This is a genomic window from Arthrobacter sp. MDT2-3 (assembly GCF_059090465.1).
The window spans coordinates 191,372-206,089 of record NZ_JBNHFS010000004.1 but is presented as its reverse complement, the minus strand read 5'-3'; the positions used below and the strand labels follow the sequence as shown (position 1 = coordinate 206,089).

Below are 14,718 nucleotides of genomic sequence, written 5' to 3'. Positions count from 1 at the left end.
AAGCGATCCTTATTCGTGCATGATGACCGACCAGGGTCAGCCGGATTGGGCTGACCCTTCAGGTTGTACGTGCAGTTCAGTTGGTTCGTGAAGCCGCTGACTGAATGGCGTTGGCGAGGTCGCGGGGACGGCTCCACATAGGCCAATGCCCCGTCGGGAGGTCAATGACGTCGAGGTGCTCGATGTTTGCGACTTCGGCAAACATGGCATGGCCTGCGCGGGCCAGCTCCAGCACCTGCGCGCTCGGGAATGAGCAGCACACCAGGGTGGTCCGGACCTTGCGGCGGACATCGTTCGTGAGCTCAAGGGGCTGACGAAGCACGGGGCCGGGCTCGGGGACGGCCCGGGCCCGAAAACGCTCCAGGACCTCTGCGCTCAGGCCTTCGAGGCTCGCCTGCTGTGCGAGGACCTCGAAGGGCGGCAGCGGAAGCTCCTCCAACTCCTCCGGGATGTCTGGGCCGAAGGCGCTTCCCGTCGCCACAGGGCCGGAGTCGACCCACACCACTCGATGGACAAGCTCAGGGTGTCGGTCAAGGACGAGGCTGACGGGGGCGTTCGCGCCGCTGTGAGCGACGAGAGTTGCGGGCTGATCCTCGGAGACCCCGAGTTGAGTGATGACGTCTAGGACCGCTGCGGCTTGATCGTCGAGAGTCTTCGCCGCACGCTCGGGATCGTCGCCGTCAAGACCGGGCAGTGTCATCGCGATTGCACGAGAGTGGTCGGTTGTCAGGTGTTCAAGCACTTCATCCCACGCCCAAGCGCCCAGCCAGTGGCCGGCGATGAGAATGATGATCGGACTGCTTGTAGTAGTTGTCATGTCACTACCCTCGCAGGCACTACGGACAAGGGTATGTCACTATTTGTGTCATGAATTTGCCGGGGTCTGAACTGTGAAGCGAGTCGAACGGCTCCATGCTCTATCCGAGATGTTGCGGCGCTGCGGCACGCGGGGGGTTTCCGCCGAACGGTTGGCCAGAGAGTATGAGGTATCCGTGCGCACAATCAAGAGAGACCTCGATGCGTTAGAGAACAGCGGTGCTCCTATATGGTCTCGCCCAGGTCCGGGCGGTGGCTACGGATTGACTACAGGAGCGTCCCTGCCGCCTGTCAGCCTGTCCCCAGCGCAGGCCGTAGCGCTCATGGCAGCCGTGTCCGCTGCACCCGATGCCCCCTACGCCGATCTGGCACTAGCAGGTATCCAAAAGATCCTGGACGTCCTCGATCCCAAAACCAGAGCACGAGCCGACGAACTGGCCCACCGCGTCTGGGTCAACGCGCTTCCCTCCTCTTCCCGCGCAATCAAGTCGGCACTGGAAGAGGCAATGGCCGAGCAGCGAGTAATCCGCATGCGCTACACAACGAGAGACGAGACCACGACGACCCGCGACGTGGAGCCAGTGCTGTTCGCCTCCACTAACGGCCAGTGGTACCTAGTTGGGTGGTGCCGAATGCGCAATGCAATGCGATGGTTCACCGTCTCGCGCATCGAGCGAGCCAGCGTAACCAAGACGGCTTGCGGCGGCCATACCATCCACGAGGTCGGAGAACCCCCAGCAAACGCCAGACCGGTGCACAGTCGGGGCCAGTAAGTCACTCAATCAACCTCTCCGGTCAGTACAGCTAGATCTGCATCGCCGTGCGAAACCCGCCCCAACGTGTCTGGTCGCAAATCCCTTTACGGGCAGTTGAGCCGCAGCAAGAGTTGGGCACTGGCGAGATGCAATGATGTGGTCGGCGACCAATAAAGAGGAGAACCCAATGGACGTCACCGTCCAGGCGGCTTTGCCTAACGCGATCTTTCTCGTGCTCGGCTCTCAGGATTCGACACTTCCAGATGTCACCCCAGAAGGTCTTGTTTGGGCGAGCGAAGACGCTCTGATCATCGGTGGGACTAACGATATGGACGGCGACACCAGAATACATATGTCCGGGCAGGAGCCCTCACAGGAGCTCATCCCGCTCACATCCGAAGTGATTAGATGCTCGACAGGAGAATTGACCCTGGAGACGGTTTATGGCGAAAAGCTGTCGCAATATGCGGTTACCGCAGGCACAGCGAGGATTGGCATTTGGGTAGATGATCTTAGGGAACCGGGCAATGTGCACCTACAGGTGGTAAGCCAATAGATCCATGACAGCCAGCTATTCGGCGAAGCTGGCCCTGCATGACGTGCTCGCCGCCCGTTCAGGGATCGGCTAAAGGGCATTTGAAAGCGTCTGTGTTTTGCGGAGTTGGGCTCACCACGCTACTGCCAGCGCATGAGCGCCACGTGCGCACACGGTAGGCATTTCGTCCGATGGGAAGGGCACAGGTAGGCTCCATTAGATGGGGGAGACCTTGCTGCGCATAAAGCCGGCCGTGTGGCTCAACCTGTCCGCACTGTCCGCATTATTGCTGTTCGTGGTCTTCTTCCAAGGATTCGCCGCCGGCGGGCTCGACGTCGCGGAGGCGTGTGAATTGGGTGGGCACAGGTACGACCGCGAATACCGCAGACTTCACAAGGACGAGCAGCTTCAGCTGTTCCCGCTGACCGCTAAGTGCAACGCCGAGTACGATCTGGTTCCTCCGTGGACGAACCCGGCGTTGGCGGTGCTTGCCCTACTGACCGTGTCCTTCTTCGCGATGGCTCTGGCCCGCCATGTTCGTCCGCGCGAAGAGCGTGCTCCGGGAATGACGCCCTAAACGTTCGACTGGACAAGCGGCCTGACGTCATCAAGGGCGGAAGCAGCTGAGGTGCTCACCGTGTCCGGATCGCTTCCTTGAGCCACTGGTAGATGCTCGTCAGGATGCAGACTATGCCGATAGCGAGGATCAGCACGCCAACAAGGGAGAGCAGCGTGTAGAGGTCCTCATCGCTGCGGTACTGCTCCTGGCTGGACCGCCCGCCAAGGACCTCGAAGAGCACCCAGCCTATGGGCAGCATTCCCAGCCCGAGCAGAAAAGCCCTCATGGGCGAATCTTGCATGTCATCCCCGAAATTCGATTGGCCTTCAGCGTATCTGCTGCCGGCAGGTGCGCTCCGTAGCGACTACATGCTGCGCCCTACGCATGCCTATCGGGAATGACCATCCGCATCACAGATAGGCTGGCAGGATGACGTTGGGGGACGCGGCGGAGCCGCTTGTGCACATCAAAGACTTCCGGATGAGTTTCGGGGACACCACGGTCATTAAGGACCTGTCCTTTGATGTCCGGGCCGGGGAAACCTTCGGGTTCCTGGGCAGTAACGGTTCCGGGAAGACCACCACCTTGCGGGCCCTGCTGGGCATCTATCAGCCCACCGCCGGCACCCTGCACATCGGCGGGAAGGCCTTCGAGCCCCGCGATGGGGCACGCCTCGGGTACCTGCCGGAGGAGCGGGGCCTGTACAAGAAGGAAGCCGTCCTGGACGTGATGGTGTATTTCGGCCGGCTCAAGGGCCTGTCCAAGACGGCGGCCCGCGCCTGGTCACTGGACTATCTGGAGCGGGTCGGGCTGGCAAACAAAGCGACAGTCCGGCTGGATAAGCTCTCCGGCGGGCAGCAGCAGAAGGTCCAGCTCGGCGTGACCATCATGAACGACCCGGAACTGCTCATCCTGGACGAGCCGACAAAGGGCTTTGACCCGGTGAACCGGCGGCTGCTGATGGACATCATCGAGGAGCAGAAGCTGGCCGGCGCGACCGTCATCATGGTCACCCACCAGATGGAGGAAGTGGAGCGGCTCTGCGACCGGGTCATCCTGCTCAAAGACGGCACCTCACGTGCTTACGGGACCGTGACGGAGGTGCAGGAGCAGTTCGGCGGGACCGTCTACCGGGTGAGCTTTGAGGGCATCCTGCCTGCCTCTGTCCTGTATGACGTCGTGACCGAAGCCGGCGGCCGGGCCGAGCTCGCCCCGCGGGCCGGGGCCACCGAGGCCGCAGTCCTGCGCGAACTGGTCGAAGCCGGTGTGGCGGTAGCGTCCTTCACGACGGCGCGGGTCTCCCTGGAGGAGATTTTCATCCAGGTGTACGGCGAACAGCAGATGGCAGAGGTCTAAGCGATGGCACTTTCACAGCACAACCTGGGCACCGTCGTCGGGTTCGAATTCATGCGGACCATCAAGAAGAAGGGCTTCGTGATCGCCACCCTCGCGATCCCCGTAGTCCTGGTGGTCGTTTTCGCCCTGATCTTTGCTTCCAACTCCAGCACCGAGGCCAGCGCGGACGCTCAAAAAAACTCACAGCTGTCCTTCACGTACACGGACGCCTCCGGCATCATCCCACCTCAGCTGGCCCAAGCGGCCGGCGGGAAATCAACCGGGGATCCGAACGCGGCCCTGGCCGCCGTGAAGGACGGGACCAGCGAGGCATATTTCGTCTACCCAAAAGATCCGGCCGCCGAACCGGTGAAGGTCTACGGGGCCGACCTAGGGGTGTTCGAGAACGGCAAGTATGAGGCCGTTGCCAAGCAGCTCCTGACCGCTGCCGCCCAGGCCCAGGTCAACAACCCACCGCTGACCGCGGCCCTGGCCGGGGGAGTGGCCTTCGAATCCGAAACATTTAAGGACGGGAAAGCCTCTGGTGGAGTCGGCTCGGTCATCCCGCCGATGCTGTTCCTGCTCGCGTTTTATATCGCCATGATCCTGCTCTCCAACCAGATGCTTAATTCGACCCTGGAGGAGAAGGAGAACCGGGTCACCGAGATGATCCTCACGACCCTGAACCCGACAACGCTGATCACCGGGAAGATCATTTTCCTGTTCGCCGTCGGGCTCGTCCAGATGCTCGTGTTCCTGGCCCCGATTGCCGTAGGCTACCTGTTCCTCCGCGACTCCCTCGCCTTGCCGGACCTGGACCTGTCCAGCCTCGTGTTCGAGCCCGCGCCCCTGATCGTCGGGGCCCTCCTGCTGCTGGGCGGCTTCACCCTCTTCACAGGGGTCCTCGTCGCCATCGGAGCCATCATGCCGACCGCCAAGTAAGCCGGGACCATCTTCGGCCCGCTCATGGCCGCAATGTTCATCCCCTTCTACGCCTACAGCCTGATCATCTCCGACCCCAGATCCCTCATCGTGCAGGTCTTCACCTACTTCCCGCTGACCGCACCGGTCACCGCCATGCTCCGCAACGGCTTCGGCACCCTAAGTCCCGTAGAGGCCGGCATCGTCATCTCCGAACTGTTCATCGTCGGAATCCTGATCCTCCGCCTCGCCGTCCACCTCTTCCGGTACGGGTCCATCGAATACGGCAAGAAGCTCTCCATCGCCGGGACCTTCCGCCGCAAAGAGCTCGCCGCCAAGTGAGCCCGTTCTTAGTGGTGCCAATTATCGCCGTGGCTCTCTGGTTGGGTCACGCGAGTCTTCATGCGGTGGGAAAGCTGAGCGCCTACCGCTACACCCGGTGGGCCCTTTTCGGTGGCCTGGCGGTTTGCGTGGTCGTGCTCGCCCTGCTCGGCGTCCAAGCAAGCAACGCAGTACCCGCGGAGTGGAGGAACGACGCTTCCGGTGGGCTCGTCGAGTTCGTCCTCGCGTTGGAGACCATGCTGGTGTTGCTTGCCCTGGCGCTGCTGGAAGTCATCCACGTCGCGGTAGCACAGACGATAGAGGACACCCGGAAACGGACTGACCGGCCGATCCTTGCCGGCCCTGACAGCCGATGAAACGCCGCGAGATCTGGGGGAGCGCCCTGATTGTCGCCGCCTCCATATGCGCTTGGGCGGACACGGTAATCAATGAGGCGTTCTGGGCCGCTGCACGACAAGGCCTGCTGCTCTACGCCAGCATCCCTGGCGACTCCATTGCTGCCTGGTTCCGGATTGCAGCCCTCTTCTTGGCCGCCTCGGGTTTGCTGCTCCTGCTCCCGGCACTGATAGGACGCGTACAGCGGAAGGTGCCACGACGCATCATCGGTTGGACAACAACGGTGGCCGCAGCAGCAGCGTCCCCTTTCATTGGCATCATCCTCCTCTTCACACTTCTGAGCGCTTTTGGCATCGGGGACACCGTGAAAGTCACTGCGGCGGACGGGCAGTCCGTGCTTATCACCCAGGATGGTTTCGACGGCGACATCATCGAAATCTATACCGAGCACGACGAGCTCCACTACAAGCGCGTGCGCAACGCCCCGGAGATCTCCACATGGCCCCGGGTTAAGGACCAGAACTGCCGGCTCGACACCGCCGACAACAAGCTACAGCTCCTCTGCGGGGATGCAGCCGTGGCGGTTGAGCACTGATCCGGGCAGGCGACGACAGCGTCTGATGCCAGGCGCCGCCGGACCAGGACCATTGCCTAGATCCTGCTCGTCCTCGCCTCGCTGGTCCTGATCGCCCACGGAATCGTGCCCGCCGGCTGGCACAGCTGACTGCCGACCCCGGCCGATATGGAGGAATCCTCGACTGGTCGCCGCTACGTCTATACCGGCTGCGCACTGTCCTTCACCGCCGCGGTCTGGTCGGGCATCCCGGGCAACCAGGTCTGAATGACCGTCTGCGTGGGGATGCCAAAAAGTCCAATACGTCAATGGCCGGGAATTCTCGCCGCTACTTCTACTCGTCCCACTCGAACGCCGATAACTGATATTCCGTCAACCTGCCTCGGCCAAACCTTTGCTTACTGATCACCGGCCGGAACTGGGGCCCACTTCAGCCCGTCCATAGCTGGGGTCAATTCAGGTTATCCACGGCTGGGAGTGGGAGCCGTTAGGGTAGCTCCCTGGAAGCAGTAGCGGTGGATAACCCCTAAGAATTGCCCCTGGCTGTGGGCGGCGGCAGCACATTTCTTCACGGGGGAGGGGAGGACCAACTCCCACCGTTCTGCGTCCGGCATGGGCACGTTTGTCAGGTTGTGGTGTGCCTCATCTTGGAGTCGGCCCCAGCCGGGAAGGGGAAAGCCCTCGACCGGAGCGGGTCGAGGGCTTTCCTCATGTGCAGTGTTGCGGAGGAGAAGGAGGCCTACGGCTTGGAATCCTTCGTCTGGATCCCGCCGTGTGGAGTATCGAAGAGCAGGTGTTCGCCTTGCAGCACTTCGGGGTCTGCCGGTGCGACGGTGGTACGCGGGCCCTTGCTGCCGGTCTCGGGGAGCGTGAAGTAGACGATGAGGGAGAGGGTGACAATGGCGATCATGTAGTACGCAACGAACATGGGCTGTCCGGCGCCGACGAATGCAGCGGCGATAAGTGGTGCGGTGCCACCGAAGACGGCGATGACGATCTGGTGTGCGAAGCCGATGCCTGCTACCCGGACTGAGGCCGGGAACAGCTCTGCCTGGATTGTCGGGTAAACGGCCTGCCAGATACCGAGAACTACCCACCCGGATGCCGACACCAGAACGTATACCCAGAAGCCTGGCTGGTTCAGCAGCAGGAGCAGTGGGTAGAAGAGCACGATCATGCCGATGGCGCCGATGATGGGGAAGATCTTGCGGCGGCCGAGGCGGTCCGAAAGGTATCCACAGACCGGCACGATGACCACGAGCAAGGCCAGACCGATAACGCTTCCGGCCAGGGTGGAGGACAGGTCCCGGCCGGTGGTCAGCTTGGCGTAGGTGGGGAGGAAGGTGGCCCAGGTGTAGTAGGCCACGGCCGGGGCAGAGAGTGCCGCTGCCTGGAGCAGAGCCTTCGGGTGTTCGCGGAGCAGGTCCTTCAGCCGCGCCCAGGCGGATTTTTGATCGACGAGGGCAGCTGCCTCAAATTCAGGGGTTTCATCCGAGCGGGCCCGCAGGATGAGACCGGCGACGCCGAGGACGCCGCCCACAACGAAGGGTATGCGCCAACCCCAGGCTGCGAGTTCGGCGGGAGCAAAGGATGATGTCACGATCGCGGCCGAACCGGTCGCTGCGAGGGTCGCGAGGCCGCTTGCCATGTTGGAGAACGAGCCGAACAGGCCCCTCCGGTTCGCGGGAGCGTGTTCGACCATGAACGCGATGGCGCTCTGCTGCTCGGTGCCGGCCGAGATTCCCTGGAGGATGCGTGCAACCAGAAAGAGAACAGGTGCTGCGTATCCGATCGTCGCGAATGAAGGGGTGAGGCCGATGATCAGAGAGCCGAGCGCCATCCCGGAGATGGACAGCGTCAGGATGAGCCGGCGGCCGTAGCGGTCGGCCAGCGGCGAAATGATGATTCCGCTGAGCGGGCGTACAACGAAACCGACCGCGTAGGTGAGCAGCGCTGCGACAAGGGACGCGAACGGGTTCTCGCTTGGGAATATCTGTCCCGCGAACACCGCTGCCAGCAACCCGTAGATGTACCAGTCGTACCACTCCACAAAGTGGCCGATCGTGCCTGCCACCATGTTGACGGAGCGCCGGGGCGGCTCCGGCACTTCCGGAAATTCAGAAGGGCCCGAGCTGTCGAGCGCATCTTTTGAGGTCTTCATTGAACTCTCCATACTTTCACGTTTGCTGAGGAGGGGTTAGGGATTAAACCAGAGGCAATCAGTCCTCCGGCTTTTCACCGGAGCCAATAAGATCGATTGCTGAGATCGGTTGCAGAGATCGGTTGCAACAAACACTACGGGCGGCAAACAAGGCTTGTCAACGTTTTTTGTGAGCCACGTCGCAGCTTCTGGCTTTGCCGTCTCTGGGGGAGGGCACACGCTTTGTCCTCGGGAGGCAGACGCGCGGCCTCGGCCGGATTAGGAGTGGTGTGGCCCGTTCATGCTGCGGGCTGCAAGAGCGGCCGGCGTAGAACTGGCCGAACCGGGCCGGTCTGCTGGTTCAGCCATCACCCCTCCGCCGGAAGGGGTGTCTCGTTGTTGTAGTCCACGAACCGGGCTCCCGACCACGCGCATTCCAAGCTCCCGTAGACGGACCAGTATTCCTCCCAGTGGGAAAGTTTCCACTGGTCCCGTTCCAGGCCGCGGCGGGCAATCCGGTCCCGCAGAAGGTCCTGGGGGACCCTCACCCGCACTACCGTGGTCACAGACGGTGGCCAATTGAACTTTTCTGCCGCACGCGTCAGGAAATCCGGTTCGTCGAAGTAGGCTCCGAAAGGGGCATCGAGCACGACGGACCGGCCCAGGCGCAGGTTGGCCCCGGCCACGTCCATGAGTGTTTCGTACTCGAGGGGCAGGAGGTTGTCGCGATAGTAGTCGTTGGACTCCCGGTCGGTGGGGTCGTGTCCGGTCGCCTTCAGCGCGAACTCGACGAAGCGTCCGCATACCCGGTCCTTGTCCAGGTATGCCGCGTTATGTTCTTTTGCTGTTTTTTGCGCGACCGTCGTTTTCCCTGAGCCGGCCGGGCCAATAACAATATAGACGCTGGGGACTGTCATCGGCGGGCCTCTGCCACTGCTGACAGGAACTCCTCGGCGGCTTTGGTGACGCGGGTAAAGTCGCCATCGGGCTGCCATGCTTTGGTCACGTAGCTGCCGACGCCGACACCTGCCACGCCCGCCGCGAACCATTCGCCTACGTTCTCTACGGTTACCCCGCCTGCCGGCATGATCGGCAGATGGGCAAGCGGGGCGAGCACGGACTTGGCATAGGGGATGCCGCCAGCCTCGGTGGGGAAGAGCTTGAGGATGTCAGCGCCCGCCTCGGCGGAGTTAACAAGCTCAGTCGGCGTGTAGGCCCCGCTGATGGTGGGTATCTGGTACCGGTTTGCTGTCCGGATCATTGCCGGGTTCAGCTGGGGACTGACGAGGAACTCAGCCCCGGCGCGGATGCACTCGTAGGCCGAGTGCTCGTCCAGCACCGTTCCAGCTCCGATCGCTACGCCATTCGAGCTATGCCTAACCGAAAGCCGGCGGATTACATCGACGGCTCCAGGGATCGAGAGCGTGATTTCAAGGGCACGGAAGCCTCCGGCGATGGCAGCTTCGGCAACACGTTCTGCGACCTCAGCGTTCTCGAGGCGGACGATGAGGACGGCGCCTGATGCGTCGATGGTCTGCAGGGTGCGAAGTTTCTTGTACATGGCTGGCCTTTCTCGGGGCCCAGGCGGGACGATGCTCCTTGTTACCTGGGCCACTGTTGAAGTGTCGTTGACAAACTCTCCCACCATCCATACTGTTATTGCAACCGATCTCAGCAATCGATCTCATACTTAGCAAAGGGGCTGGCAGATGAGTGGACCACGCACGATCATTCTTGGTGCTTCCCATTGGCACGTTCCGCTGTACGTCCAAGCGATTGCCGAAGTGCATCAGGTTGTCGGTGTCAGTGACGAGGACGTGTCCCTCGTCCGGGGGCTTGCCGATGGCTGGGGAGCTCCGGTGGAAGCTGACTGGCGGAAGCTGGTTGACCTTCCCGATATTGGGCTGGCCTACGTTTTTGGCCCCCATTACGGGATGGCCGAGAAGTGTCATGCCCTGATCGAGCGTGGGATTCCGTTTGTGGTGGAAAAGCCGCTGGGAACGTCCCTTGCCGAACTTACTGCGGTGCGCAAGGCCGCCGATGCAGCCGGTGTGCCCGCTATCGTCCCGCTGATCCAGCGGGGCGGTCCCGCCGATCGGTGGCTCGCCAAGGCTGGCAGGCCAACGTATCAGCGAATCTCTTTTATTGCCGGACCGCCCTCCCGCTATGTCGATAACGGCAATGCGTGGATGCTGGATCCGGCCAAGGCGGGCGGAGGGTGCCTGGCGAACCTGGGTCCACACTTCGTGGACCTGTTCCTGCAGGGCTGTGACGAGACCTCGGTTCGTGTGCAGGCCCGGCTTTCGTCAACGTTGCACGGGGGAGATGTGGAGGACCACGCCAGTCTCATCCTCACTACGCCCGAGGGACGGGAAGCCATCGTGGAGGTTGGCTACGCATTCCCGGGTTCGCCGTTGAAGCGTTACTGCAGTTATACGTCTGTTGGTGAGGCAGGATACGCCTCGGTTAACTCGGATGGTTCTGCTACTTTCACCGCAGCCGATGGGACCACGGAGAGCGCCAGGATCGACGTGGACAGCGACCCTCTCTACGATCCGTTCGTGCGGCGGGTCGCCCAGACGCTGGAAGATGGATTCCAGGGCTTGCCTACACTGGCCCAGCTCGAAGACGTCATGCGCCCCATTTGGCAGGCCTATGACGACCATCACGGAGGAAGAGAACATGCCTGATCTGAGTATCGACGTCGTTGCGAAGGCCGCCGGTGTCCACCGGTCCACGGTCTCCCGGGCATTCTCCCGCCCGGAAGCGGTGAAAAGTGAAACCCGCGAGCACATCCTCCGGGTCGCTGAGGGGCTGGGCTACACAATGAGTCCACTCGCCCAGGCGCTTCGCCGAAAGACCAGCACCTTCATCCCGCTGATCGTCCCTGACATCACCAACCCGTTCTTTGCAGAACTTGCCAAGACGATGACGCAGGCGGCGGACGAGCGCGGCTACCAGCTGCTGCTCTGCGTCACCAATGGTGACCCTGCCAAGACCGACGGGTACTTCACCGCCATGCAGGCCATGTATGCCCCCTTCGGGATCGTCGCGCCTTCCACGAAGGTCGATACCGAGGCGTTGAAACGCTTCGCTTTTGGCCACAAGGTGGTGGTGATCGACCGGGTTGAAGGCGACGATGCGGTCCCAACTGTCACCGTCGACAGCCGCCGCGGAATCATGCTCGCGCTGGACCACCTGCATTCTCTGGGGCACACGTCGATCGGCTACGTTTCCGGCATCGCCGGAACGCACACCGCCCAGGACCGGATGGACGCGTATCTGGAGCTGTCCGCTGAGAGCGGCAGCGCACCTGTGGTGCTGGACAGCGGGTCAGATCTGGATGCCGGCACGCGAGGGGCCGAACATTTCCTCGAGATGGAGAATCCGCCGACCGCCATCATCGCGGCAAATGACATGGTGGCATTTGCGGTCATCTCGGCCCTCGGCCGAAGCGGCGTGCGCGTACCGGAGGACGTGTCGGTCATCGGTTTCGACGGTCTGGCTTTGGGGGCCCGGTTCAATCCTCCCCTCACGACCATCCGGCAACCCATCGCCGACATGGGACACATCGCCATCGAACTGGCCGAGAAGCAGAACATCGACGGCTCCGTGGACCACATCGTCCTCGAACCTGAACTTCTGGTCCGCGGCTCCACTTCAGGACCACGCACATGACCGCGCAGACTAACGGCGCCACGGCAGGAACACTGCGGCGGCTACCGGGGCTCCAGCACACCGACCACGTCGGCCTGACCGTCCCCAACCTCGAGGAAGGTATCCGGTTCTTCGTCGACGTGCTCGGGGCCGAGGAACTGTACCGCTCAGAGCGGGGTCCCGACGAAGAATTCATGCCCAGAAACTTCGAAGTCCCGGCAGATGCGAAACTCACGCTGGCCATGCTGCGCCTGCCCCCGAACCTCAATATTGAACTCTTCGAGTGGAGCAGCGCTGAGCGGCGCGAAACCCCGCCACGGCATTGTGATGCCGGCGGACACCACCTGTGCTTTGTCGTGGACGACGTCGATGAAGCGATCGCCGTGCTCCAGGAAACACCTGGGGTACGGGTGCTCGGTGAGCGCAAAGAAGTCGCAGGCGACAGCCCGCGCGTAGCCGGCAACCGCTGGACCTACTTCCTTACCCCCTGGGGCCTGCTGATGGAGATCGTCGACCGGTCCCGCGTCCCCTCCCCACCCCGGCTGGTCGGTCCTGCGGACTGGACAGCGGCTCCAAACACTTCCAGAAAGGACACTGAATGATGCGGCTTGCAGGTCACACACTCGGAACCCCGGACCACACGGTTCCCCAAGCACTAGCGCTCTTCAAAGCTGCCGGCCTCGACGCCGCTGAAGTTATCTACCAGGACGACTACCTGTCAGGGTTGCCGCTGGGGGACCGGCGCGCCGCGATGGAAGCGTTGAAGGCTTCCGGCAGCGAAGGCGTGCCAATCGTAGGCCTTACGCCGTACACGACAGCCATCAACTCCCTCGAGGACGTGGAGTGGAGCGGGGCGGTCGATGAATTCCGGGGTGCCATTGAAACCGCGCATATGGTCGGGGCTGACCGGGTCCGTGTCTACGCCGGGTCCTGGCATGCCGGAGACTCTGACCATGCCCGGCGGTGGGCACGGCTCGTGGATGCGTTGCAAACCCTTGCACCTGAAGCCGAACAGGCAGGCGTACGGCTGTGCGTTGAGAACCACTTCGGCACAATGACCCAGTCCGCGGCCGAAACCGCAGCCCTGGTCCGCGAAGTCGCGCACCCGGCCATCCGCGTTCTGTACGATCAGGCGAACCTGACTTTCACCCACGACGAAAAATTCGAAGAGGCCCTCGCCGTCCAGGGCGACCTGATCGGCCACGTGCACGTGAAGGACCTTGTCTTCACCGATCCCAACGCAGCGTTCCGCGCAACCGAAACGGCGCGCGTCAACGCTTCCGAGCGGGCCGTACGATCCCGCGTCGTAGGAAGCGGCGTCGTTCCCTGGCCCCAAATTCTCGCCGGGCTGGTGCAGCACGGCTACGACGACGTGCTCAGCATCGAGCTTGAATACCGCTGGCACCGGCAAGACCTTCCCAAGCCCGAGGACGGATTCAGGGAATCAGCTGACGTCCTGCGCGCCATGCTCTCTGATCCCGCCCATGTAAGGAACGCCCGATGAACACCAACCGCCTCCGCGTCGGCGTCGTCGGCGCCGGAAACATCGCTACCATTGCCCAGCTGCCCACACTCGTACAGCGGGATGACGTTGACCTGGCCGCCCTGGTGTCCCGCCGTGAGGATCCGGGCAGCCTGGTGAGGCGCTGGGGCTTCGGCGCCGCATACAAGTCAGTCGAGGAGATGCTCGACGCGCAGGACCTGGACGCAGTCTTCGTCCTTACACCCCGCTCCGAACACGCCCACGCGGTCCAGCTGTGCCTGAACCGCGACGTCGATGTGTTCTGCGAAAAGCCCTTGGCCCCAGCCACTGAGGAGGCAGAACGTTTGGCGGACCTGGCCGATGAGCGCGGCCGCATCCTGATGGTCGACTTCAACCGCCGCTATGCCCCCGTCTACACCGCAGGCCGTGAGCTGTTCGGCACGAAAGGCGCTACCTTCTGCGTGGCCCAAAAGAACCGCCCGGGATCCGAATACCGCGCCACGTTCGAGAACGCCATCCACATGGTCGACCTGCTCCGCTGGTACTGCAGCGGCGAACCCGTGGACGTGGCCGCACACGCAGCCGGTGACGACCCTTGGGAAGAAGACGGCGTCGCAGCCATGATCCGCTTCAGCACCGGCAACACCGGAGTGCTCATGGCAGCCAGGACAGCAGGAGCCTGGAACGAAAAACTCGACGCCTACGGCGATGGCAAGACCGTGGAAGTCAGGGCACCGGAAACCGTCTCGACCACCGTCAAGGGAGTCACCACCTCACGGGAGCTCAGCGCCGAGGCGTACGGCTGGGCAACGGCCACCGACACGCTCGGATTCTCCGCCGCCGTCCATCATTTCCTGGACCGGGTCGCTGACCGGGCGCAGCCACTAACCTCCGGCCGGGAAGCTGTCCATACCCAGCGGCTGCTTGACCGGATCCTCGCCGCCTCCGGACTGCCCACAGAAGAACAAGAAGGCCGGCAATGGGCAAGCCACGCCACCAGCGCGAACAACAGCTAGGCAGCACCGGCACGTACGCCACCCTGGACCGGGGGATTGCAGACAACAGGCTTCAACAGTGCGGCAGAAGGTCGGGCACGGAGCGGCGCCCACTGAAGCAGCCGCGCCCGGAGCCATGGCACACCCGTTGGGAAACACCTCAAGTAAGGACCTAGAAAGATGAAACGAGCAGACCAAGTCGTCCTGGTGACCGGATCAAGCGGCGGAATCGGCGATGCAGTCGTCAGCGCACTCAAAGCCGAAGGGGCC

Annotated in this window: 18 protein-coding genes; 13 read left to right on the top strand and 5 right to left on the bottom strand. The window is 62.7% G+C overall.

Annotated elements, in window-relative coordinates:
* Window positions 1-76 precede the first annotated feature (76 nt).
* Entirely contained in the window at window positions 77-817 is a 741-nt protein-coding gene (locus tag AC5RUQ_RS13705; protein ID WP_493947886.1) for an alpha/beta fold hydrolase, read from the bottom strand.
* Between the two features lie 73 nt (window positions 818-890).
* Between AC5RUQ_RS13705 and AC5RUQ_RS13700 the strand changes: the two genes are divergently transcribed.
* From AC5RUQ_RS13700 to AC5RUQ_RS13690, 3 genes are all read left to right on the top strand, one after another.
* Window positions 891-1,589 carry a helix-turn-helix transcriptional regulator gene (locus AC5RUQ_RS13700; RefSeq protein ID WP_493947885.1) on the top strand — a complete coding sequence of 233 codons (699 nt, stop codon included), beginning with the start codon at window positions 891-893 and terminating at the stop codon, window positions 1,587-1,589.
* A gap of 169 nt (window positions 1,590-1,758) precedes the next feature.
* A complete protein-coding gene (locus tag AC5RUQ_RS13695) occupies window positions 1,759-2,127 on the top strand; it encodes a hypothetical protein (protein ID WP_493947884.1) in 369 nt (122 codons plus the stop codon).
* A 199-nt stretch (window positions 2,128-2,326) separates the two neighbouring features.
* Window positions 2,327-2,683, top strand: a complete 357-nt coding sequence (locus tag AC5RUQ_RS13690; protein ID WP_493947883.1) for a hypothetical protein — start codon at window positions 2,327-2,329, stop codon at window positions 2,681-2,683.
* Between the two features lie 55 nt (window positions 2,684-2,738).
* Here the strand turns inward: AC5RUQ_RS13690 and AC5RUQ_RS13685 are convergent, their stop codons facing one another.
* On the bottom strand, window positions 2,739-2,951 hold the full coding sequence (locus tag AC5RUQ_RS13685) for a hypothetical protein (protein ID WP_493947882.1): 213 nt from the start codon (window positions 2,949-2,951) through the stop codon (window positions 2,739-2,741).
* A 143-nt stretch (window positions 2,952-3,094) separates the two neighbouring features.
* Here AC5RUQ_RS13685 and AC5RUQ_RS13680 point away from each other — a divergent pair, with 143 nt between their 5' ends.
* From AC5RUQ_RS13680 to AC5RUQ_RS13660, 5 genes are all read left to right on the top strand, one after another.
* Entirely contained in the window at window positions 3,095-4,021 is a 927-nt protein-coding gene (locus tag AC5RUQ_RS13680; protein WP_493947881.1) for an ABC transporter ATP-binding protein, read from the top strand.
* A gap of 3 nt (window positions 4,022-4,024) precedes the next feature.
* Complete coding sequence (locus AC5RUQ_RS13675) at window positions 4,025-4,942, top strand: ABC transporter permease (protein WP_493947880.1); 918 nt, start codon at window positions 4,025-4,027, stop codon at window positions 4,940-4,942.
* 24 nt (window positions 4,943-4,966) lie between these two features.
* Entirely contained in the window at window positions 4,967-5,263 is a 297-nt protein-coding gene (locus AC5RUQ_RS13670) for a hypothetical protein (RefSeq protein ID WP_493947879.1), read from the top strand.
* Between the two features lie 65 nt (window positions 5,264-5,328).
* Window positions 5,329-5,619 (top strand): hypothetical protein, encoded by a 291-nt coding sequence (locus AC5RUQ_RS13665; protein WP_493947878.1) that lies wholly within the window; start codon window positions 5,329-5,331, stop codon window positions 5,617-5,619.
* A complete protein-coding gene (locus AC5RUQ_RS13660) occupies window positions 5,616-6,194 on the top strand; it encodes a hypothetical protein (RefSeq protein WP_493947877.1) in 579 nt (192 codons plus the stop codon). The genes AC5RUQ_RS13665 and AC5RUQ_RS13660 overlap by 4 nt, the downstream gene beginning before the upstream one ends.
* Before the next feature lie 718 nt (window positions 6,195-6,912).
* On the opposite strand, the gene AC5RUQ_RS13655 is transcribed toward AC5RUQ_RS13660, so the two are convergent.
* From AC5RUQ_RS13655 to AC5RUQ_RS13645, 3 genes are all read right to left on the bottom strand, one after another.
* Window positions 6,913-8,334, bottom strand: coding sequence for an MFS transporter (locus tag AC5RUQ_RS13655; RefSeq protein WP_493947876.1), 1,422 nt, complete (start codon window positions 8,332-8,334; stop codon window positions 6,913-6,915).
* 347 nt (window positions 8,335-8,681) lie between these two features.
* A complete protein-coding gene (locus tag AC5RUQ_RS13650; protein ID WP_493947875.1) occupies window positions 8,682-9,230 on the bottom strand; it encodes a P-loop nucleotide/nucleoside kinase family protein in 549 nt (182 codons plus the stop codon).
* Window positions 9,227-9,874, bottom strand: coding sequence for a bifunctional 4-hydroxy-2-oxoglutarate aldolase/2-dehydro-3-deoxy-phosphogluconate aldolase (locus AC5RUQ_RS13645; protein WP_493947874.1), 648 nt, complete (start codon window positions 9,872-9,874; stop codon window positions 9,227-9,229). Before AC5RUQ_RS13645 ends, AC5RUQ_RS13650 begins: the two co-directional genes overlap by 4 nt.
* Before the next feature lie 148 nt (window positions 9,875-10,022).
* On the opposite strand from AC5RUQ_RS13645, the gene AC5RUQ_RS13640 reads away from it, so the two are divergent.
* The 5 genes from AC5RUQ_RS13640 to AC5RUQ_RS13620 are packed head-to-tail and all read left to right on the top strand — an operon-like array spanning window position 10,023 to window position 14,469.
* A complete protein-coding gene (locus AC5RUQ_RS13640; protein ID WP_493947873.1) occupies window positions 10,023-11,003 on the top strand; it encodes a Gfo/Idh/MocA family protein in 981 nt (326 codons plus the stop codon).
* Window positions 10,996-11,991 carry a LacI family DNA-binding transcriptional regulator gene (locus AC5RUQ_RS13635; RefSeq protein ID WP_493947872.1) on the top strand — a complete coding sequence of 332 codons (996 nt, stop codon included), beginning with the start codon at window positions 10,996-10,998 and terminating at the stop codon, window positions 11,989-11,991. Before AC5RUQ_RS13640 ends, AC5RUQ_RS13635 begins: the two co-directional genes overlap by 8 nt.
* On the top strand, window positions 11,988-12,572 hold the full coding sequence (locus AC5RUQ_RS13630) for a VOC family protein (protein ID WP_493947871.1): 585 nt from the start codon (window positions 11,988-11,990) through the stop codon (window positions 12,570-12,572). The genes AC5RUQ_RS13635 and AC5RUQ_RS13630 overlap by 4 nt, the downstream gene beginning before the upstream one ends.
* Window positions 12,569-13,474 (top strand): sugar phosphate isomerase/epimerase family protein, encoded by a 906-nt coding sequence (locus tag AC5RUQ_RS13625; protein ID WP_493947870.1) that lies wholly within the window; start codon window positions 12,569-12,571, stop codon window positions 13,472-13,474. Before AC5RUQ_RS13630 ends, AC5RUQ_RS13625 begins: the two co-directional genes overlap by 4 nt.
* Window positions 13,471-14,469 (top strand): Gfo/Idh/MocA family protein, encoded by a 999-nt coding sequence (locus tag AC5RUQ_RS13620; RefSeq protein WP_493947869.1) that lies wholly within the window; start codon window positions 13,471-13,473, stop codon window positions 14,467-14,469. The genes AC5RUQ_RS13625 and AC5RUQ_RS13620 overlap by 4 nt, the downstream gene beginning before the upstream one ends.
* The last annotated feature ends 249 nt before the right edge of the window (window positions 14,470-14,718 follow it).